At 70.2% G+C, this 21,519-nt stretch carries 13 protein-coding genes and 1 tRNA gene; all 14 read right to left on the bottom strand.

The genetic code is table 11. The features are described from left to right. Positions 1–4: 4 nt before the first annotated feature. The 14 genes from QFZ52_RS03590 to QFZ52_RS03525 all read right to left on the bottom strand — a co-directional run bounded on the left by QFZ52_RS03590 (position 5) and on the right by QFZ52_RS03525 (position 21,373). Positions 5–3,610, bottom strand: coding sequence for a PKD domain-containing protein (locus QFZ52_RS03590; RefSeq protein WP_307496270.1), 3,606 nt, complete (start codon positions 3,608–3,610; stop codon positions 5–7). 6 nt (positions 3,611–3,616) lie between these two features. Continuing rightward, a complete protein-coding gene (locus tag QFZ52_RS03585) occupies positions 3,617–4,951 on the bottom strand; it encodes an O-antigen ligase family protein (protein WP_307496269.1) in 1,335 nt (444 codons plus the stop codon). After that, the gene (locus QFZ52_RS03580) at positions 4,948–6,663 is read right to left on the bottom strand and encodes a hypothetical protein (protein ID WP_307496268.1); all 1,716 of its coding nucleotides are present in this window, start codon (positions 6,661–6,663) and stop codon (positions 4,948–4,950) included. The genes QFZ52_RS03585 and QFZ52_RS03580 overlap by 4 nt, the downstream gene beginning before the upstream one ends. 1 nt (position 6,664) lies before the next feature. Beyond that, entirely contained in the window at positions 6,665–7,924 is a 1,260-nt protein-coding gene (locus tag QFZ52_RS03575; protein ID WP_307496267.1) for a hypothetical protein, read from the bottom strand. Positions 7,925–7,982: 58 nt separating this feature from the next. Next, entirely contained in the window at positions 7,983–8,891 is a 909-nt protein-coding gene (locus tag QFZ52_RS03570; RefSeq protein ID WP_307496266.1) for a WecB/TagA/CpsF family glycosyltransferase, read from the bottom strand. After that, positions 8,888–9,364 carry an adenylyltransferase/cytidyltransferase family protein gene (locus QFZ52_RS03565; RefSeq protein WP_307496265.1) on the bottom strand — a complete coding sequence of 159 codons (477 nt, stop codon included), beginning with the start codon at positions 9,362–9,364 and terminating at the stop codon, positions 8,888–8,890. The genes QFZ52_RS03570 and QFZ52_RS03565 overlap by 4 nt, the downstream gene beginning before the upstream one ends. 1 nt (position 9,365) lies before the next feature. Continuing rightward, positions 9,366–10,874 carry a sugar transferase gene (locus QFZ52_RS03560; protein ID WP_307496264.1) on the bottom strand — a complete coding sequence of 503 codons (1,509 nt, stop codon included), beginning with the start codon at positions 10,872–10,874 and terminating at the stop codon, positions 9,366–9,368. 659 nt (positions 10,875–11,533) lie between these two features. Then, entirely contained in the window at positions 11,534–14,203 is a 2,670-nt protein-coding gene (locus QFZ52_RS03555) for a helix-turn-helix transcriptional regulator (RefSeq protein WP_307496263.1), read from the bottom strand. Continuing rightward, a complete protein-coding gene (locus QFZ52_RS03550) occupies positions 14,196–16,994 on the bottom strand; it encodes a helix-turn-helix transcriptional regulator (protein ID WP_307496262.1) in 2,799 nt (932 codons plus the stop codon). Before QFZ52_RS03550 ends, QFZ52_RS03555 begins: the two co-directional genes overlap by 8 nt. Positions 16,995–17,164: 170 nt before the next feature. After that, positions 17,165–17,746 (bottom strand): aminoacyl-tRNA hydrolase, encoded by a 582-nt coding sequence (gene pth, locus QFZ52_RS03545; RefSeq protein ID WP_278268500.1) that lies wholly within the window; start codon positions 17,744–17,746, stop codon positions 17,165–17,167. A gap of 104 nt (positions 17,747–17,850) precedes the next feature. After that, positions 17,851–18,441 carry a 50S ribosomal protein L25/general stress protein Ctc gene (locus QFZ52_RS03540; RefSeq protein ID WP_307496261.1) on the bottom strand — a complete coding sequence of 197 codons (591 nt, stop codon included), beginning with the start codon at positions 18,439–18,441 and terminating at the stop codon, positions 17,851–17,853. Between the two features lie 291 nt (positions 18,442–18,732). Next, positions 18,733–19,713, bottom strand: a complete 981-nt coding sequence (locus tag QFZ52_RS03535) for a ribose-phosphate diphosphokinase (protein WP_066216800.1) — start codon at positions 19,711–19,713, stop codon at positions 18,733–18,735. A 2-nt stretch (positions 19,714–19,715) separates the two neighbouring features. Continuing rightward, positions 19,716–21,197, bottom strand: coding sequence for a bifunctional UDP-N-acetylglucosamine diphosphorylase/glucosamine-1-phosphate N-acetyltransferase GlmU (glmU, locus tag QFZ52_RS03530; protein WP_307496259.1), 1,482 nt, complete (start codon positions 21,195–21,197; stop codon positions 19,716–19,718). A 104-nt stretch (positions 21,198–21,301) separates the two neighbouring features. Continuing rightward, a tRNA-Gln gene (locus QFZ52_RS03525) sits at positions 21,302–21,373 on the bottom strand. Positions 21,374–21,519 lie beyond the last annotated feature (146 nt).

Raw genomic sequence — 21,519 nt, 5'->3', positions numbered from 1 at the left:
GGTGTCAGCGCGGTGTGGTGACGAGGTAGTCCGTCACCCGCGCCTGGACGGGTGCATTGGTGGAAGAGCCGGACAGCGTGGTCCGCAGCGCGGGCGAACCCGCCGCCTGCAGTCCGGCCGTGCCGTCCGTGGTGCTCAGCTGCCATGCGCCGGGTTCGGCGCCACTGCTGTCCCAGGCCTTGGCCTTGAGCGTCGTGGTGCCGGAACCGGAGACCAGGAATTTCACCTGGAGCGTGTTGCCGGCGGCCGGGGTGGCCGCCAGGACCTGGGTCTCGGGCACCAGGACGGTCTCCGCCCCGGCGCTGTCCACCCGGATCAGCGAGAGGTACACGCGACCCGCCGCGATGTACCGGACCTTGGCACGGTAGGCTCCCTGGCCCGCGATGGTCCGGGAGTCCACGCTCACGTAGACGCCACCGCCCGTCGCCGGCTTGTCCAGGGACAGGCCCAGGCTGACCTCGGTGTCCTGCGCGGAGAACGCGTTCAGCGCCGCCCCGGTCTGGTTGCCCGCCGTCAGCATGGTCAGGGTGCCCTGTCCGCCGCTGACCGCGTAGCGGCTGGCCGTGCCGCTCACCGTCCACGCCCCGCCCTTGTCCGCCGTGCCCCAGCCATTGGTGACGGTCCGTGCGAAGGTGTCCTTCGCCAGGACCGTGCCGGCCGGGACCGCATTGCTCAGATCCAGCTGCTTGCTGGCGCTGGCGGTGCCTCCGCGGTTGTCCGTCACGGTGACGGTCGCGGTGTACACCCCGGGAGCCGTGTAGCTGTGGCTCGGCGTGACACCCGTGCCCGTCGTGCCGTCCCCGAAGGTCCAGGCGTAGGAGACGATGCTCCCGTCCGGATCGTTCGAGGCCGAGGCGTCGAACGTGCAGGCGAGCTGCGTGCAGGACGCCGTGGCACTCGCGACGGGCGGCTGGTTGGCCGGCTGCGGCGCGACGGTGACGGTGGTCCCGGCGCTGTTCTGCGCGCCGTCGTTGTCCGTGACCGTCACGGTGGCCGTGTACGTTCCGGCGGCCGCGTAGGCGTGCTGCGGCTTGACGCCCGTGCCCGTGCTGCCGTCCCCGAAGGTCCAGGCGTACGAGGCGATGGTGCCGTCCGGATCGCTCGACGCCGAGGCGTCGAAGTCACAGACCAGATAGGCGCACGACGACGTCGCGCTGGCCACCGGCGGCTGGTTCGGCGCCGTCGTGGTCACCGTCTGGCTGGTCACCGTGGTGGCCCCCAGATTGTCCGTCACGGTCAGGCGCACGTTCCAGGTGCCCGCCGAGGCGTAGTTGTGATTGGTGGTCACCCCGGTGCCCGTGGCCCCGTCACCGAAGTCCCAGGCGTAGGAGCTGATGGTGCCGTCCGGATCGTTCGACGCCGAGGCGTTGAACGAGCAGGCCATGAGCGTGCAGGACGGGGTGAACGCCGCCACCGGCGCCTGATTGCCACGGCCCAGCGAGTTGTGCCAGGCCACTTGGGAGGCGTCCAGGGCCGAGGAGTAGACGGCCACCTGGGACACACGGCCCACGATGCCCTGGTTCAGCGGCTGGTTGGGCCAGCCGTTGAGGTTGTTCGCTCCGACCCGCCAGTAGCCGGTGTAGCCTTCGGCGCCGGCCGCGGGGGACGACCCCTGGCTCACGCCGTCGACGTAGAGGGTCGCATTGCCGCCACCCAGCGTGCCGACCAGGTGATGCCACTTGCCGTCGTTGACGGCACTGCCGCCGCGGACGGTGACCACGTAGCCGGGGTAGACGCCGAAGACCGGCCGCCCGCCGCTGTCCACGTAGAGATGGCGGTCGTACTGGCTGCTGCTCCCGCTGGAGGAGCTGCCGAAGCCGACCACCTTGCCGCCCAAGAGGCTGGTGGTGTTGATCCAGGCTTCCACGGAGAACGTGTTCGGACCGGTGAGCTGCACCGAACTGTTCAGGCTCGCATTCGAGTTCTGGATGTTCACGGATTTGGACGTGGCGTTCGGGCCGGCGGAGCCGAGCTGCGTCCGGTTGTTGCCCGTGAGGGTGCTGCCGGCGATCGCATCGTGAGCGGACGTGCCGCTGCTCTCATCCGTGGGCCAGAAGTACTGCGCCCCATCGGCCACCACATTGTCCCCGTAGCTCGCGTTCTGGCTCGCCACGGTGATGTAGGGCGTCCAGTAGGACGTGACCACGTTCGTGCCGTCCGTGACCTCCACCCGGTACGCCACCTGGCTGCCCGGCGTCAGTCCCGGGTCCGTGATGCGGTAGCTGGGGATGTCCCAGAACCGGGAGCGGACCGTGCGCACGTCCAGCGGGGTGCTGGAGCCGTTGCGGAACACCTTGTAGTTCAGGTATTCGTCGTCGTTGTCCAGCGTCGCCGTGACCCGCACGTCGACCTGACCGGCCCGGAGGCTGGCAGCCGCCGGCGTGGCTGGCTTCTTCGGCGGGGCGTCGCTCTCCGAGCCGAACATCGTCAGGCCCTGCTGCCCCACCCCGTTGACCGTGGTGAAGTCGCCGCCCACCCAGAGGTGCTGGCCGTCCGTGGCCATGTCCCAGGGTCCGACGTAGGTGCTGGGCCCGGCGTTCGTCTGCGGGTACCAGCCCTGCACGTCACCGGTGTCCGGCTTCTCCGCGAGGAGGAACCGGTTCGGGCCCTGCGGGAAGCCGCCCACGGAACTGCAGTCGTGGGCGTGCGAACCCTTGTAGAGCCATTCCCCCACGAAGACGATCGCCTCGGTGGCGCCCAGACACGTGTTCTTCCAGTTGAGCTGACCGGTGCTGATCGAAGCGGACCAGGTGCCGTCGAAGCAGCCCCCGCCGTCGCCGGCGTTGGCGAAGTACACATTGTCGCCGTGGGTGATGATGTCCTCCACCTTGGTCCAGCAGGAACCGTTGCGGTCCGGCAGCGTCGACGCGGCCGGGAACGGGAGCAGCGCGCCTTGCTGGGCGTCCACGAGGGCCACGCTCTCGCGGTGGACGCTGCCCACGTAGGCGAATTTGCCGCCGAGGTAGACCTTGCTGCCGTCCGGGGAGGCCTTGACCGAGTTCACATCCGCATCGGGCGCGGGATTCCAGGGCAGGAGCGCGCCGTCGCTGGCCTGGACGGCCGCGGCCCGCGGACGGTCGACGCCGGCCACCTGGGTGAAGCTGCCGCCGAGGTAGATGGTGGGGCCGGCGACGTCGATGGTGCTGACGCGATACGCCACATACGGCTTGAAGGCGGAGCGCAGCGTCAGGCTCGCGGTGTCGATGGCCGCGATGCGGCCACGGGCGGCGCCGTAGATCTGGGTGAAGTCACCGCCCGCATAGACGGTGGTGCCGTCCGCCGAAGCGGTCAGCGACCAGACCTTGCCGTTGGGCTGCGGCGCGCTGCTGAGCAGATTTCCGGTGGTGGCGTCGAAGACCGCCAGGTAGGTCCGCGAGGTCTCGGAGACCCCGGCTGCGGCGCCGGGCGGCCGGACGGTGGTGAACTCACCGCCCACGAAGACCTTCCCGGCTGCGTAAGCGACGGCACGGACCGTGGCGTTGGTCTGCCACGTGGGGGTGGACAGCGCCGATAACGTGGTCTGCTTCGCCCATGCGGGGGCGGCGGTCATGCCCAGGACCACGGCCACCGCAGCGATTCCCACGGCCAGACGCCTGAGGATGCTTTTCATGATGGATCACTTTCTCCCCGAGAGGATGCTGAGCCTGGGTCCCCGGGACACGTCACCGGCCGGGAGGCCCTCGGTGTGGAACCTCCCGCACAGCGAGAGCTGCGCGGAGGCCAGGAGCAGGAGCGTCATGGATGACAGATCACACAAGCCGCTCTCGTTGATGGATGCCACCAGGACGTAGCCGCACAGGAAGGCGGCGACGGCGCGGGCACCCGGCTCCGGGGTCCGGAGCGCGTAGAGGAGGGCGGCGAGTGCCGCCGCCACGATGAGCACCAGGCCCACCAGACCGGCCTCCCAGTAGGAGTCCAGCCAGCTGTTGTCGATGGCCATGTAATTGATGTCCCCTTCGCCGCGGCGCAGGAGGATCCGTTTCTCCCCCAGCCCGTGACCGAACCATCGGGTCAGGTCGGTCATGGGCTGGGAGAGGATGAAATCCCAGACCAGCGTGCGCCCGCTCAGGCGTTCCAGCTGGCTGGTGTCCTGGCCGCGGAGGGCCCAGGTCGAGATGGTGCCCAGGAAGGGCGCGGCCGCCACACAGGCGGTCAGGAACACCGCGGCGATCCGTCGGGCGCCCTGATGCCGGCGCAGCGCGAGTGCGGCCAGGAGCAGGCCGGTGAGGGCCGCCAGGGGCGCGGTGCGGGTGCGGCTGAGCACGATCAGCGCCGCGCCCAGCGCGACGGCGCCCAGCGCCATGGGAAGCGGCAGCAGCCGCAGGGCCCAGAGCAGGATGCCGAGGCCCAGGACGACGGCGCCGATCTCCCCCACCCGCGGCGGCATCATCGGCATGATGGCGCCCATGAGCCGGCCGCCCTGAGCGAAGTTCCGGCCGTCCAGCCACGCCTGCGACGGCAGGAGCACCATGCCGGCGAGCACGCTGAGGCCCAGCACCAGGTGGACGCCGAACATGATCCGGACGAAGCTGTGCGCCCGGTCTTTGATGAGGGGGAACAGGAGGACCAACACGGCGATCCCGGCCATGAACCGGCCCGCCCGGACCATGATCGTCAGGCTCGACGGCAGCAGCAGCGAACTCAGGATCACCGCCACGGTGAACAGCAGGTAGATCCGGAAGACCGGTGGGACCGCCAGCCGCGTCCGCGGCGGGGTGAACACCACCAGTCCGAGCAGGCAGGCCAGCAGGACGACGCCCTTCAGCAGGCTGCTGCTGTCCGTGCCGCCCAGGGAGTCGGAGCGGGACCACGGCTGCACGCTGAGTTCCAGCAGGAGCCACACCAGGGCGACGACGACGGTCGCGGCCACCGGGCTCAGGACGGTCCGGTCGCGGGTCGCGCCGCGGGTCCCGGCCAGGCTGCGCGGATCCCGCCCGGTCACGGTGCTCATGACCGCACCCGTGCGGGTGGCCGACCGGGCACCCGCGCGTTCCCGATCGGTGAGGGATCGGCTGCGGCAGTCCCGGCTCCGGCAGTCCCGGCTGCGGCGGATGCCGGGCCGGCAGTCCCGACCGCGGCGGACGCCGGGCCTGAGTCGTGGCCGGCTCCATGGCCCGAGCCGTGGCCGGGCGCCCGGTCCTCCCGGGCGGAGGGCTCAGTGTCCGATGCCACCGCGGTCAGCCCCGCCCGCTGCGGGCTCCGGGACTTCCGCCGGCCGTGGAAGCGGCCGAAGCGGCGCGGCGCCTTGGTCAGGACCACCGCGGCGACGTCCAGGCCGGACATCCGGAGCTGATCCACCGCGTCGAACAAGCCGTCGGCGCTGTCGGTCCCCTCCTCCACGGAGAGCAGCACCGGTCCGGCGAAGTGCTCGGGCAAAGAGGCGTGGCCTTCGGCGGAGGACACGAACGGGTCGCCGATCACCACCGTGACCATGTCACCCTGCAGCGTCCGGGAACTGGCCGCCAGGTAACTGGCCTGGTTCAGGGACAGGCCGTTCAGACGACGCCGGGCGGCGCCGTCGAGCTCTTCCAGCCCTGCCGCGGAGACCGCGTCGGCGCCGCTGAGCTTCCGCGCCGCCTCTCCGGACTCGGTGTAGAGCAGGAGCGAGCGCCCCGCGCTGGTGGCCGCCTCGGCGAGCGCCGTCGCAGCCCGGAGGCCCGACGCCGGACTGGACAGGGCCTGCACGGCGAGCACGCTCGTGCCCGACTGGCCCTGCCCCAGGGGCAGGATGCGGGACAGCGTCCGCCAGAGCAGCGGTCCCAGGGCCGGATCCCCGGCGGTTCGTTCGGCAAACACGGCGACTCCTTCAAGGGTGCGGACGATGTCCAGACGATCGGTGATGCGGGGTGAGACCTGGCGCCGCACGGCTGCGGCCACGATCCCGAGGCCCAGTCCCCCGGCCAGGCCGAGGAGCCCGTAGACCACCAGGCTCAGGGAACGGGTGGTCTTGTCGGCGGTGGCCCGTTCCAGGACGGATCCGCCGCCCTTGAAGTCCAGGGCCATGGCCGTCAGGGACGCCGCGGTGCCGCGCGCCTGCTCGGCCTGCTTGAGCAGTTCCTGCTGCCGCGCCACGAGGGACGCGCCGGTGCTGGTGTTCGCTCCGCCGGCCCCCTGGATGCTCTTGTCCAGAGCCTTGGCGGCGCTCGCGGAGGCGTCCGCCTGTTCGGTGTACTGCCCGGCGAGCTTGTTCATGCTCGCCTTCCCCAGCTCAGCCCGGTACGCCAGGTACGAGCTGGCCACGGCGTTGGCGTAATCCGCGGCCTCCTTCGCGGAGGGGCCCTGGGCCGTGATGGTGAAGGAGTTGTCCGTGGCCGGGCTCGCCTTCACCGATTCGGCCATGTCCCGCGCCGCCGTGCCGTCCACCCCGAGGGCGTCCGAGGCGGCGTTCGTGATGACGGGGCTGGCGATGATGATCGCCTGGGTCTCCGCGGGGAGTTCGAGGGCCAGTGGGCCCGTCTTGTCGATCACGCCCTGGATGCCGATGTTGCTGGGCAGGCTGTACGTCCCCGTCACCACACTGGTGCGCGCGGTGAAGGTGACCGGCTGCTTGTAGCCGAACGCCAGGCCTCCGAGCACCCCGGCCACGGTGATCAGCAGGATCAGGACATATTGCGTGGTGAACAGCTTCCTGAGCGCATACACCACGGACCATCCGCCGTTCATCTCAGGCCCCCTTTCCCATCAGGACGGCGCCGGGGAGGCGGGTGTGCGCCGCTTCGGCGCACCCTCTCCGGTACTGCACGGCCCAGAGCCACGCCGAGAGCGCGGCGGCCACGGCCATCGCCCAGGCCGCGCCATCGGCGGCCGCGAGCAGTGCCCCGAGCAGGCCCGCCAGGGCCGAGAGTCCCGAGGTGAGCGCGCGGGTCACGAAGCCCCGATGGGCCTGTCCCATGGCCCGCAGCATCACCGCGTCCCCGGTACGCAGCCCGTTGCCCACCTGGACCAGCACCAGCGGCAGCACCAGGACGGCCGCCGCGGGCCATTGCGGGCCGAGCAGCGCCGTCGTCCAGCCGAGCGGGAGGAGGAGCAGCACCAGGCCCCATACAGCGGCTCCCCCGGCGACCAGACCGGAGGACCCGTGCCGGACGCGGTTCACGCTGCGCGGACCCGACCGGAGCGCGCGGGCCGCCTCCGGGACCGCCACCACACCGACGCCCTGCACCAGGACGAACACCGGTCCGAGCGCCACCATGGCGAGTTTCAGCTGACCGAGGGCGGCCATGCCGGCCACGGCCGCGATGGCGGCGAAGAGCACTTGCTGGGCGCCGTTCACGGCCAGGTTCTCCCCGAGATACCGCGTCCACAGGCCCCGGTGCTCCCTGGCCCAGGCAGGCATCTTCGCGGGCCTGGGCCAGAGCCTGGCCTGGAGGAGTCCGCAGACCGCCGCGGCGGTCCCGGCCAGCCCCCAGGCGAGCACGTACGCGGCGACGGAGTGGGAGGAGGACAGCATGAGCCAGGCGAAACCGGGGATCATGAAGAGGAGCCAGAGCAAGTCGTTGAGGAAGGCCCCGGAGCCGCGGGCCGCGCTGAAGAACACCTGCCGCCAGGCGTCCTGGAGCATCAGGCCGGGCAGGCTCACCGCGAGAGCGAGAGCCAGGGGCCGGGTTCCCGCGTCCAGGAGCGGTGCTGCCGCGGCGAGCAGTGCTCCCAGGCCGGAGCCGATGAGGAGGGCGGTGCCCGTGCTGCGCCCCGCGGCGTCGCGGGCCCGCTCGTCGTCGACGGCGGAGTACCGCACCGCGTACGGCTCGGTGGACAGCGAACGCGAGATCCCCAGCGCGAGGGAATAGCCCGCGAACGCCAGGGCGTAGGCGCCGAAGTCCGCCAGGGGGACGGCGCGCGCCACGACGATCCCCATCGCGAAGTTGCTGGCACTGTTGAGCACCTGATCGGCGATGCCCCAGCTTGCCCTGCGCCAGAGTTTCACGGTTCCCGGGGCCCCTGCCCCCGGATGCGCTGTGCTGTGTCGAGACCTGGTGTTCATGTCAGGGTGTCCTTGCTCCTGGGTCCCGGGACGGGCCGGTCAGCAGATGCGGAGGATCCCCCACGATCCCTGCCAGGAACCGGGGGATCACTTTGCTGTAGCGGGGCCAGAGTCGCTTGGGCTCCTGCAGGAGCCGGTAACTCCACTCGAGCCCGCTGCGCTGCATCCAGCGGGGCGCCCGGCCGACGGTCCCGGCGTTCATGGCGAAGGCGCCGCCGACGCCGAACGCGACCGGCACGGTGAGCCGGTGGTTGTGAGCCCCCAGCCAGGCCTCCTGCTTCGGGGCGCCGAGGCCCACCCACAGGAAAGTGGCTCCGGAGGCGTTGATGCGCCGGACGATCTCCTCGTCCTCCTCCTCGCTCAGCGCGCGGAACGGTGGGCAGTGCCAGCCGGCCACCTGGAGTCCGGGGATGCTCTCCCCGAGGCGGGCGATGAGCGCCCGCATGGTGTCCTCGTCGCCGCCGAGGAAGTAGTTGGACCAGCCGCGCGCCGCCGAGAGCCGCAGGACGGCCGGCATGAGCTCGGGCCCGGGCACCCTGTCGATCACATGGGAGCCGGCCCAGCGGCCCGACCACACGAGCGGCATGCCGTCGGGGACCGTGAGCAGCGAGTCGTTGAGCACGCCCCGCAGGCTGCCGTCGTCGCGGGCGTGGAGCAGGGCGTTGGCGTCGCTCACGCAGACGTAGCCGTGCTGCGACCCGTCCACGCTCTCCTCCACCAGGGAGACCGCGCGTCCCATGTTCACGCAGCTGACGTGGACGCCCATGATGTCCACACGGGAGTGCGTGCGGCTCACGGGGCCGTGCGGGGCCGGCGGCTGGTGCTGTGCGGGTGTCCTGTGCTGTGCTGTGCTCATCGCGGGGACCTTCCGTTCGGGGTGTGCGACGCCGCGCGGCTCGGTGGCGCTCATGGCGTCACCTGGGCGATCGGCTGCTGAGGGGTGGCCGGGGCCGCGGAGCGGTCCAGGAGGTCGAGGGCCCTGCGGAGCGCGGTGCTCGAGGTGTGCAGGGTGTATGGCAGGTAGACGATCTCGACTCCGAGAGGCTCGAAGAGCTGCTCCAGGGCCTCCCCCGCCGGGGTGCCCTGCCAGTCGTCGCCCTTGAAGATCGCGTCGAAGCGGATCCGCTCCCACACCTCGGCCTTGCTGGCGACGGCCTCCAGGATCCCCTCGTCCACGAGATCCAGGGAGGAGACGATGTCGAGGCGTTCGTGCTCGGGGACCACGGGTGTGAAGCCCTTCCGTTCCCGGACGAGTTCGTCGCTGACGACGCCCGCCACGAGGTATTCGCAGTGCTGGCGGGCCTGCCGGAGGAGATTCAGGTGCCCCACGTGGAAGAGGTCGTAGACCCCGGGGACGTAACCGATCCGATGGATGACGGGCATGTCAGTACGCACCTTCCGCTGAGACCATGGCTTTCGCGGTCCGCCACATGATCATGAGGTCACCCATGAGCGACCAGTTCTCGACGTAGTAGAGGTCCAGCCGGACCGATTCCTGCCAGGACAGATTGGACCGTCCGCTGATCTGCCAGAGGCCGGTGATCCCGGGCTTGATGAGGAGCCGGCGGTGCGCGGGCTGCTCATACGCCTCGACCTCCCGGCGCAGTGGCGGACGGGGTCCCACCAGGCTCATCTCGCCGGTCAGGACGTTGAACAGCTGGGGCAGCTCGTCCAGCGAGTACCGCCGCATCCACTTCCCGCACCGGGTGACCCGGGGGTCGTCGCGTAGCTTGAAGAGGGGGCCGGCGCCTTCGTTCCCGGCGCTCAGCTCCGCGAGGCGGAGGTCGGCGTCGGTCGCCATCGACCGGAACTTGTGCATCCTGAACGTGGTGCCGTTGCGGCCGATCCGCTCGTGTGAGTAGAAGACCGGCCCGGGCGAATCGGCTTTCACCACCAGGGCCAGAAGCAGGAAGACCGGGGTCAGGATCACCAGGGCCAGGACGCCGACCGTGAGGTCCACGAGGCGCTTGAGCAGGTGCCGGGTGCCCGTGAACTGCGGCAGTTCCACGTGCATGAGAGGCATGCCCTCCACGGGACGGTAGTGGACCCGCGGCCCCGCGATGTCGGTCAGCCGGGAGGCCAGGACCAGTTCGGTGGAGAGGTCCTCGAGGCGCCAGCCGAGTTCGCGCAGACGGTGCGATCCGCCCGGCAGCGTCCCCGCCACGATCACGATGCTCGCACCGGAGAGCCGGACCAGCTGTTCGATGTCATCCAGGGTGGACATCACCGGGATCCGGTACCAGGGCTTGCCATACGCGGCCTTCCGCGGCAGTGAGTTGAGCGCCACCCCGGCGACCCGGTAGCCGACCGCGGGATTGTCCTGGAGCTGGAGGATCACGGACTCGACGTCCTTGGTCCGGCCGATCACCACCACGTCCTGCAGGTACTCGCCCCGCCGACGGCGCCCGTTGAGATCGCGCCGCCACAGCCATCGGGACACGAGCAGGAGGAGCAGGCCGCACGGGAAGGCCGTAAGGAAGAATCCGCGGAGCACCCCGCCCTGCACCACGATCAGCACCGCCGCGGCGAGCACGAACACGCGTGTGGCGGAGTGAGCCAGGGCCTTGTACTCCGAGGCTCCGAGCCCGAGCACCCGGGGATCGCGGCTGTGCCCGAACTCCAGGTCCAGGCACCACAGCACGATGATGCCGAGGCTGACCCAGAAGTAGGTGTCCCCCAGCTCCCAGGCGCCGAATCCCCAGCGGAGGGTGTGGGCCAGGAACACGGCGGCCACGATGCACGCCCAGTCGCTGATCCTCAGCTTCCTCCTCAGACCCCTCTCCCAGGCGCCGGCGCCTGCCGCGGTGAGTGGCCGCCCGGCCCTGCGGGTGGTGACGGTCTTCGCGACGCCGGCCGGCTCGTCAAGCCCTTCCAAGGCGTCAGCTGCGCTCACGCGGTGCGCGGTGGCACCGTGCTTGGCGACACTGTGCTCAGCGGCGTGATACTCAGAGGCACGGCGCTCAGTGGCACGGTTCGCCAGGGCCTGGTGGGCCGACGCCCAGAGGGTGGTGCGCCCTCGCGGGAGTAAGGGGGCCGACGGTGGCAGGGGGGTAGCCTCGGTCTCGGAAGGCTGTTCCACCGCCGACCCCGCATGTGGAGCCCGCGCCTGACGGCCGGGCAGTGTGATCGCACCACCGTTACTGTCGATGGACCGCACAGGGCTGACCCGGGACGGGTTCTCGCCACGATGCGCCACCGGGGATGAAGACCGGGACATTGAGACCTCTTTGTGGTTTTTGAACTGCCCTTTCAGTCAAGTACCGCGGGCCGGTCCAGGCCCGCGGAGGCACTACCTGCATCTCGGCCGGCCACCCTCGCTCAGAACCCGGGCTCGCCACCGGGACTACCCGAGTAGTGCCCGCCCGGGCCACCCGCCGCTCCCCCGAACGCCGGTCGTCTACGTGGTTCCGGGCGGCACGGCGCCCCACTACTCAGGTACGGGGCGCCGACGGCGGAAAGCGGGCCCGGCGGGGCGGTCCGGGCGTCCCAGGGCACGGCTCCGCCCCGGTGCATGAGCGGGTGGCCTGAGGCCCGGCTGCGGGTGGGTGCCGGTCAGTCTTTGAAGACGTCCGCCAGCTGGCGTCGGGAGGAGACGCCGAGTTTCCGGTACGCACGGCTCAGGTGCCCGCCCACCGTCCGGACGGAGAGGTGCAGGAGGGAAGCGATCGTCTCGTCGGAGTGCCCGTCCCGTGCGAGCCGGGCGATCTCCTTCTCTCGGCCCGTGAGTTTCGGAAGACCCTGCGCATCCGTGCCGGCCCCGTCACCGACGGCGTCGCCCACCGTGCTGAGCGACTGCCGGGCGTGATGGGCGGTGACGCCGTCGCCATTGCGCTGTGCCGTGTCCGCCGCGGTGCGGTAGAGCGACCGGGCGAGCGCGGTGTGGCCGCGCACATCCAGCGAGCGGCCGGCTTCGAGGATCTGCTGGGCGTCGGGGACCTGCGCGGCCTCCAGGAACCGGGCCATCGCCTCGGCCCACGGTCCGGTGAGCCCGGGGATCAGGCCCTCCAGGTGCTCGCGGGCCCCGGGATGGCCGAGTCCGAGCAGCATGGACCAGGCGGGCGCCGCCAGCCCGAGGAATCCCGCCCGTGCCATGGTCTCGGCCGTCTCCACCATGGCCGCCATCCCAGGGCCGTCGGGGTCCAGCTCGGCGTCACCGCAGGCCATCAGCAGGGGCGCCATGACCTGGCCGTAGTAGAAGGTGCAGCCGGGTTCGTAGCTCTCCCGCAGTTCCCGTGCCAGCTCGATCCGGCCCGTCTTGGCCGCCGCCATGTACGCCTGCGCCACGAAGAAGCCGCGCAGCCGCTGGGGATCGTTGATCTTCAGGTTCTCCAGGCCCGCGAGCAGGGGTTCCAGACTCGCGGCGTACTCGCCCTGCAGCCCGAGGATGGCGCCGGTGATCAGGCTCGTGCCGCCGCCGAACGCCATCGCGGCGCCAGTGGCATCGATCCGGGTCAGGGCCACGAGTTCCAGCGCGGCCTGCGGGCTTCCGGCGGCGAGGGAGACCATGAGGGCCGTGACGATCACGGTCTCCGGCAGGAAGAAGACGTCCAGGCTCTCGTCATGCCGGAGGGCGAACGCCTGTCCGGCACGCCGCAGCGCCGCCTCAGAGTCACCCAGGACCGTGAGGCGCTCCGCGTCGAGGGACAGCGCCAGGGTCCGGTCGATCAGGGCGTGGGGTGAGTCGTCATTCTCGGTGGTTTCCAGGAGGGAGCCGATCAGCCGCCCGAGCTCGGCCAAGTGTCCCTGCTGGTTGGCGGCCAGGGCCTCCAGCACCTCCGCGCGCCGGAGGAGCGCGGCGCGGCAGTCGGTGCCGCCGTCGTCGGTGAAGCCGGTGGCGGCCAGCGCACGGAGCCTCCGCCCCTGTCCGGCGATGCCCGACGGCGGCAGCCCGGCCGCGATGGTGGTGGCCGCCTCGAGGAGGGATACCCGCAGCTGCGCCTCCCGGTCGGACAGGAGCCAGGGTGCGGCCAGACGCTCCCGGACCCGCCGGTACTCGCCCTCGTTGAAGTCGAGCCGGGCCCGCACGGCCTCCGCCCACGCCGCGTGCGTCGTGGCGGGCACGGCGCTCAGGAATCTCCCGGCCAGACCGGGATCGAAGTGCTTGCAGGCCAGCGTCGCGGCACGCAGCAGCTGCTCCGGCGGCACCGGCATGCCGGAGTCGAGCAGCCAGCGGGTCCGCTGGAGCATCACCAGCGGCACGTCCACGTCTCCTTCGAGGGTCTCCAGATCCTCCAGGATGGCCCGGCTCAGGCTGTGCGGGATCAGGGAGCGGACCACTTCCCCGTACACCGGGTTCGTCATCCGGAGCCGTTCCGGATCGCCGTCCTCGAAGCGGACGAAGCCCTCGTCCAGGAGGGTCTGCACCGCTTCCGCGCCGAACCGGGTCTGAAGGATCTTCCGTCGCAGCGTGCCGCCCAGCGCCACGGCGTTAAGGGCGTGATGCGATTGCAGGCTCAGGCTGGCCAGCCGTTCCTCGACGATCGCGTGCAGACCCTCACCCGACCAGGGCTCCTTCGCGGTGGCCACCCACACGTCGCGACGGAGGGCGATCCCCCCGTTCCGTCGCGCTTCGGACAGCAGCAGATGCAGGAGCATGGGGCTGCCGCCCGAATCCTGCCAGAGTTTCCACTCGAGGCCGGGCAGCAGTGGCGCGCCCAGAGCCTCGCGGGCGTAGTCGCTCGTGCGCTCGCGGTCGAGCGGTTCGAGCCCCACCTCCTCGGCCAGTCCCATCCCCCAGAGCTCGCTGAGCGGACCCGCCAGCGGACGCCGGGCGTCGTAGGAGGCCACGAGCGTGATGTCCCCCTCCATGACCAGCGAGGCGAAGAGGTCGCTGCTGGCGGGGTCGAGGGAATCCGCTTCGTCGATCACCACCACGGGAGGCGGCCCGTCGGCGTCGCCGCCGAGCGCCTGCCGCTGTGCCCGGAAGTGGGCCCGGAGCACCTTGAGGGCGGGAGCGGGATTGAGGGACAGGGCGCCCATCGAGTCCATCCCGCGCAGCACGGCCAGCACGCCGTAGTTGACGAGGTTCAGGGCCGGGGTGCCGTGCAGGGAGAGCACGGGGCGTGTGGCGGACAAGGAGCCGAAGAGCCGGCGCAGCAGCGTGGTGACGCCCATGCCCGGCGACGCGGCCACGAAGACGGCGGGCACCTCGTCGGAAGTCAGGAGCCTGAGCACCTCCGCCAGTTCGGGTCCCCGGCCGAACGGCCGCGCGATGTCATTCATGCTCAGGCGCTGGCTGTCCTGAAGGCGTGGTGTCCGACAACGCGGCGGACAAGGAGTCGAGTTGCTGTCGTGACGTCACGCCCAGTTTCGCGAAGGCCTGGTAGAGGTGGCCTTCCACGGTGCGGACGGAGATGCCGATCCGGCGGGCGATGTCCCGGTTGCCCAGACCCTGTTCCGCCAGGCGGGCCACCTGCAGTTCCCGATGGGTGAGGTGGCCGCCGTGACTGACGGAGACGAGTGTCCGGTTGACGAGCCCGCCGCTCTCGGCCGATTGCAGGTGGGCGCGGGCCGAGGCGACGGACACGGCGCTGGCGTTCTCCTTCGCCAGTTCAAGCGCGACGGCGGCGCAACGGTACTCGACCGCCTGCAACTGGAGCTTCTCGGCCGCGGTGGCCGCGGCGAGGGCCTGCTGAGGGTCACGCTGCAGGACCGCGGACGCCCAGCCGGCCGTGATGGCGCCCATGGCCCCTTGCCGGAGCAGGCCCGCCTCCCGGACGGCCTCGGTCTCGCGGTGGTTGTTGTAGTACTTGGCGCCGAACAGACTGAGAGACGCCGCGGTCAGACGTCCCGCTTCGAGGTCCTCCAGGCCGGAGCGGACCAGCAGGCGCGCCGCTTCCAGGTCGTTCATGGCGAGCCGGGCCATCCGCACGAAGAACTCCGTCATGAAGCGGTTGGCCCAGCTCATCGCCGTTTCGAGCCGATCCAGCCGCGTGAGCAGATCCTGGGCTGCCTCCTCGTTCCCGGCCGAGGCGTGGGAGAACGCGAGCGCCGCCAGGGCGACGCACAGGTAGCCGTTGGGCCGTTCCGCCTCCAGCTGTGCGATCGAGGAGGCGAGGATCTCGATGGACTGATCGGATTTCCCGGCGAAGCAGTACGCCAGGCCGACGCCCAGCTCCATGACGCCGCCGCGGAACATGGCATCCTGGCCGCTGGCTTCCAGGAGTTCCTGAAGCTCGTCGACGCATTCCACCCAGCGCCCGCTCCAGATCAGGGCGAGCACCCGCCCTTCGAGGTGGATCTCCCGCACCTTGTACTCCTGCGGCGCCAGGCGCAGGCGCTCCGCGACCTCCCCGGCGAGGCGTACGGCGTCGTCTTCACGGCCCATCACCGCATGGCACATGACCAGGAAGCTGCCACAGACCAGCCGCAGCTCCTCACTGCCGCCCGGCGATTCCCATAACTCTTCCAGCTCCGGGCCGACCGTCCGGAAGTCCCCGCTGTGGAAACGGATCTCGAGCCCGGCGAGCAGAAGGCGCTCGGCGACGCTCAGGTGCCTGCCGTCGCCGGCTGTCCGCTTCCAGCCGGTCCGGTCCGCCTCCTCGAAGCGGCGGATGAGTGCTTCCAGCGTGGCGACCTCATCCCAGGCCGCCTGATGGTCCCCGAACAGCTCCAGATGGCACCGGACGCGCGCTTGCTGCACCATCGCGGCGACGGCGAGCGTGCCGGGCCCCGGATCACGGGCCACGAACGCCTCGACGTCGACCGGAGCGATCACGGACCAGGCCTTCTCGGCCTCCGCCAGGGCGAAGTACGCGGTGGCCGTGAGGAAGCGGGCCTCCACGGCCCGCGGGTCGTCTTCCGGGAAGTCCCGCAGCACCCGCACGGCCAGAAGGGGCCGCGCGTTGGCCAGCGCGTGGTCGGCGATGCCCACGCGCAGCCCGGCGTCGAGATCCTGCCCGGAGTCCAGCAGCCACTGCCCCAGGACCAGGAGTTCGGAGGGTTCGAGTTCCATGAGCGAGCCGCCGGCCGCCAGGTTGATCTCGGAGAGCAGCTCCCCACTGGCCTTCTCATGGCTTCCGACCCTGATGGACTCGGCCAGGAAATAATCCTTCAGGCTCACATGCCGGTCCCGGGAGGTCTCCACGAGCAGATGGCCGCGCTCTTCAAGTTCCACGAGGGTCTTCACACCGACCACGGCGGCCGCCAGTCGCCAGGGCGCCCGGTGCAGCAGGGCTATTTTGACGAGTGCTTTCTGGAGTTCTTCCGGCTCGCGCTGGAGCCGGACCGCCATGAGCCGCGCCACGGGGCCCCGGGGTTCAATGGCCAGGGGGTGGGTGGAGATCCAGTGGCCGGACTGCAGCTCGATCCGGCGCTGCTCGACCTGCTCGCCGAACAGCGCCTGCATGGTGAGTGCCGAGCGGCCGTGATGCTGCAGGAGCGCGCTCAGAGCGGCCTCGGAGATGGGATGACCGGTCGACTGGAGGATCAGCTGCCGGGATTCGCTCCGGTTCAGAGGAGCCATGCGGTGCTGCACGATCAGTCCGTCCCGGACGAGCCAGCCCAGGCTGGAGTTGACGTCTTTGCCCCGCGGTGCGGTGGCCAGGAGCTTGCTCCGTCCGGACAGCACGAGATGCACGATCACGGACAGGGAGGCGGAGTCGATGCGGTGGATGTCATCGACGAACAGCAGGGTGCTCCGGCCCCTGGCCTCCTCCGCGATGGCCTGGCTCAGCGGTGGGATGACTTCGGCGGGCACCGGATCGGAACCCTCCGGATCGGCGCTGTCCGGAATCCGGTCCAGGTATTTGAGAAAGACCCCCAGTGGCTTGCTGCGCAGCGCCTGGGTTCCGGAGAGGATCACCACGTGGATGTCAGGACGGGACCGTGCGAATTCGTAGCCCAGAGAGGATTTGCCGCTGCCTTCGGGACCTTCCAGGAGCATGCCCCGCAGATCGGGGTCCTGGATCATGGCCTCCACGGCGGGGATCAGGCGCCGGTGAGCCGCGCCGGACCACTTCCTGCGCTCGACCGCGCCGAGAACCTTCCTCCAGGTGGAGGGAGCTGCAGACAACGCCAAAGTCGGCGTGTGGGCAGTACCGAATGTACTCACCTTTGACACCTCTCATGAACAGTCGCCCCCTGAAGACCTGCGACTGACCACGATGCCCCCTGCTCGCTACTTCGAACCATACCAGCGTGTCCGCGGCAGGAGAAGGGACTTTGGCTCCGTATTTCCAGTGTCTACGACGGCGAGTGGAACCTCTGCTGAGCGGCCACCAGACCGGAGCCCACCAGTTCCTCGACCGCGTCCGCCGCGGCGTCCAGCAGGAACGGCAGATCCTTGCGTTCGGTGGCGGTGAAATCCTTGAGCACGTAGTCCGCGGTGTCCATGCGGCCCGGCGGACGGCCCACCCCCACCCGGACCCTCAGGTAGTCCTTGGTGGCCAGGGCCTTGCTGATGTCACGCAGGCCATTATGGCCGCCCTCTCCCCCGCCGAGCTTCAATTTGACCGTGTTGAAGGGGATGTCGATCTCGTCATGCACGGCGATCACGTGGTCCGGCTCGATCCCGAAGAACCTGCTCAGTGCCGAGGTGGCCCCACCCGAGAGATTCATGTAGCTCATCGGCTTGGCGAGGAGGAGCTTCGGTCCGCCGATCCCGAGGCGGCCCTCCGCCAGCTGGGCACGGCTCTTGTGGACACTGAACCGTGCGCCCATCCGCTGGGCCAGTTCGTCCAGAACCATCTGGCCCACATTGTGCCGGTTGCCCGCATACTGCGCCCCCGGATTACCCAGTCCGACCACCAGCCATGTTTCGCTCACCGGAATATTTTACGTGCCACCGGCACCCGGCACGCACGAAGGGCCGGACCCCGTGGGGTCCGGCCCTTCTCAGCGAACATCATCCGGCCATCGGCCGGAGGGGATCACTCAGCGGCGGGAGCGGCTTCCTCAGCGGCAGCCTCGTCCTCGGTCTCGGAGACGGTGGCCTCGGAGAGGTTGACCACGAGGGTCTCCGGGTCGCTCAGCAGGACGGAGCCCTTCGGCAGCACCAGGTCGGAGGCGTGGACGTGTGCGCCGGCCTCGCGGCCCTCGATGTCGAACTCGATGGCGTTGGGCACGTGGGTGGCCTCGGCCTCGAGGGAGACGGTGGTGGCTTCCTGGTTGGCGACGACGCCCGGAGCGGCTTCACCGGTCACGTGAACGTGAACGTCCACGGCGACCTTCTCGCCCTTCTTGACGGTCAGCAGGTCGATGTGCTCGATGATCTGCTTGATCGGGTCGCGCTGGATGTCCTTGACGATGGCCAGGTGCTCGGCACCGTCGATCACGAGGTTCAGCAGGGCGTTCGGGGTACGGACGGCGAGGGTGGTTTCGCGGCCCGGCAGGTTGACGTGCACGGGCTCTGCGCCGTGACCGTAGATGACGGCGGGGATCTTGCCGGCGGCGCGGGCGCGGCGGGCGTAGCCCTTGCCGAATTCGGTGCGCAGTTCGGTATCGAGCTTGGTCTCAGACATCTGAGGCTCCTCTCAGTAGTCGGCCGGCGGCGTTCCTCCGTGAAGGATGCCTGGCCTGGTGGGCGGCGGGACAAGTCCGGCCACCCGGCGGCCGTGAGGCCGGCCTGGGAGCCCAGGACCCAGTCGATCACGGAACCGGAGAATCGGTTCCCTCGCCAAGGTGACGGTCCAGTTTAGCAGGAGACTGCTCGCAGCCGGAAAACGCCCAGACCCACGGACTCGTCGGTCACCCACGGAAATTTCCGTGGGTCCGCAACGAATCCGTGGGTCCAAGCGTCGAGGAGGTGAAGATCAGGCCTTGCCGTCGAAGAGGCTGGTGACCGAGCCGTCGTCGAACACTTCGCGGATGGCGCGGGCGATCAGCGGCGCGATGGACAGCACCGTGAGGTTCGGGAAGCGCTTCTCGGCCGGGATCGGCAGGGTGTTGGTGACCACGACCTCGCGGGCACCGGACTCGGCGAGACGCTGGGAGGCCGGCTCGGACAGCACGGCGTGGGTGCACGCGATGATGACGTCCTTGGCGCCGGCGTTCTTCAGCACCTGGACGGCGCCGGAGATGGTTCCACCGGTGTCGATCATGTCGTCGATGAGCACGCAGGTGCGTCCCTCGACCTGGCCGACGACGGTCTTGGAGACGGCCTGGTTGGGGACGGTGAGGTCACGGCTCTTGTGCACGAAGGCCAGCGGGGCGCCACCCAGGCGCTCGGCCCACTGCTCGGCGACGCGCACACGGCCCGTGTCCGGGGAGACGACGGTGATGTTGTCGGCCTCGACCTTGGTGCGGATGTAGTCGGCCAGGAGCGGGATGGCCATCAGGTGGTCCACGGGACCGTCGAAGAAGCCCTGGATCTGGCTGGTGTGCAGGTCCACGCTCATGATGCGGTCCGCGCCGGCGGTCTTGTAGAGATCGGCCACCAGACGGGCGGAGATGGGCTCGCGGCCACGGCCCTTCTTGTCCTGGCGGGCGTAGGGGTAGAACGGGGACACCACGGTGATGCGCTTGGCGGAGGCGCGCTTGAGCGAATCGATGAGGATCAGCTGCTCCATGAGCCAGTTGTTCATCGGCGCCGGGTGCGACTGGATCACGAAAGCATCCGTGCCGCGCACGCTCTCGGCGGGGCGGACGTACAGCTCTCCGTTGGCGAAGTCATAGGCGTCCACGGGAAGGAGGGAGGTGCCGAGCTCGCTGGCGATCTCCTGTGCCAGCTCCGGGTGGGCCCGTCCGCTCGCCAGGACCAGTTTCTTCTCGCCGTGCGCGGTGATTGCGGACATTGTTATTCGCCTTCTGTTGTGGGGTCGCTCTGGGTGGAAGTCTGTGCGTCCACGGCGGCCTGCGCAAGTTGCGCGGAAATGCTACCGGGCCGGTTGGCGATCACCCATTCCTGGGCATTGCGCTGGGGTGAGACGTTGATGGTGAGGGCACCGGCCGGGACATCCTTGCGGATGACCGCTCCGGCGCCCGAATAGGCGCCGTCCCCCATGCTGACGGGGGCGACGAAGACCGTGTTGGATCCGGTCCGCACGCCCGAGCCGATCACCGTGCGGTGCTTCTTCTCGCCGTCGTAGTTGGCCGTGATGTTGCCGCAGCCGATGTTGGTGTCCTCGCCGATCTCCGCGTCCCCGGCGTAGCCGAGGTGCGACAGCTTGGAGCGGGCGCCGATCGTGACGTTCTTGGTCTCGTAGAACGCGCCGATCTTGCCCTTCTCCCCCAGGACCGTGCCGGGGCGGAGGTAGGTGAAGGGCCCCACTGAGGCGCCGGCCTTGATCTCGGAGCCGGAGCCGTGTGTGCGGGTGACCTTGGCGCCTTCGCCGATGATCACGTCGGTGAGGGTGGAGTCCGGGCCGACGACGGCGTCGCGCGCCACCCGGGTGCCGCCGTGCAGCTGCGTGTTCGGCAGGAGCGTGACGTCCTCCTCCAGCTCGACGGTGCCGTCGATCCAGGTGGTGGCGGGGTCGACGACGGTCACACCGGCACGCATCCAGGCCTCGACCGTGCGGCGGTTCAGCTCCGCGCCGAGGGCGGCGAGCTGGACGCGGTCGTTGGCGCCCTCCACCTGCCAGCGGTCCTCGGTCATGACGGCGGCCACGCGGCCTCCGCGCGAGCGGGCGATGGCCAGCACGTCCGTCAGGTACTTCTCACCCTGCGCGTTGTCCGTGGTGACTTCGCCGAGGGCCTCGCGCAGCACCGCGGCGTCGAAGGCGTAGATGCCGGAGTTGATCTCGCGGATGGCGCGTTCCTCGTCGCCGGCGTCCTTGTGCTCGCGGATGCCCAGCACGGAGCCGTCCTCGGCCCGCAGAATGCGGCCGTATCCGGAGGGGTCGTCCAGCACGGTGGTCAGCACCGTCACGGCGTTGCCCTGCTCCTGGTGGGCGGCGAGGAGGTCGCCGAGAAGAGCGGAGGTCAGCAGGGGGACGTCACCGTACGTGACGATCACGGTGCCCTCGACGGCGTCCGTGGCGTCCAGGGCCGCCAGACCCTGCTCCACGGCGCGGCCGGTGCCCGGGACCTCGTCCTGGTCCACGATGAGGGCCTCGGGGGCGATCTCCGCGAGGTGCTCCGCCACGAGGTCGCGCTGGTGGCGCACCAGGACGGCCAGGCGTCCGGGTTCGATGCCCCACGCGGCGTCCAGGGCGTGGCCCACCATCGACTTGCCGCCGAGGGTGTGAAGGATCTTGGGGGTGCGGGATTTCATCCGGGTGCCGGCGCCAGCCGCCAGAACGATGACTGCTGCGGCGCGGTTCTCGGCATTGCTCACGGATGGAACTCCTCATCTGCGATTCTGACTCGCGGTGCCAGGATGCGCCCGGACGGGGCGACCGGGCTGGTCAGTCATCCGCGGGCTGTCGCCGTGGGATGCCGTTCCGCCCATAGGATTCGAACCTATACTCCAAGGCTCCAAAGGCCTGGGTGCTGCCGTTACACCAGAGCGGACCGTGCCGGAAAAGGCGGGGCCAAGGCCGGACACAAAAGTCCATTCTGCCACGCGGACAGCCGAGGTGCGAGCTGGGCTGAGGGCCTCCCGGGCCCGCGGCGGACGGGCCGCCGGACCCGTGCGGCGCACGCCACAACCCACCCGA

The organism is Arthrobacter woluwensis, from assembly GCF_030816155.1.
Classification (GTDB): domain Bacteria; phylum Actinomycetota; class Actinomycetes; order Actinomycetales; family Micrococcaceae; genus Arthrobacter_E; species Arthrobacter_E woluwensis_A.
Note: the sequence above shows the minus strand (reverse complement) of the source record. Positions and strands in the feature narration are given on the sequence as shown.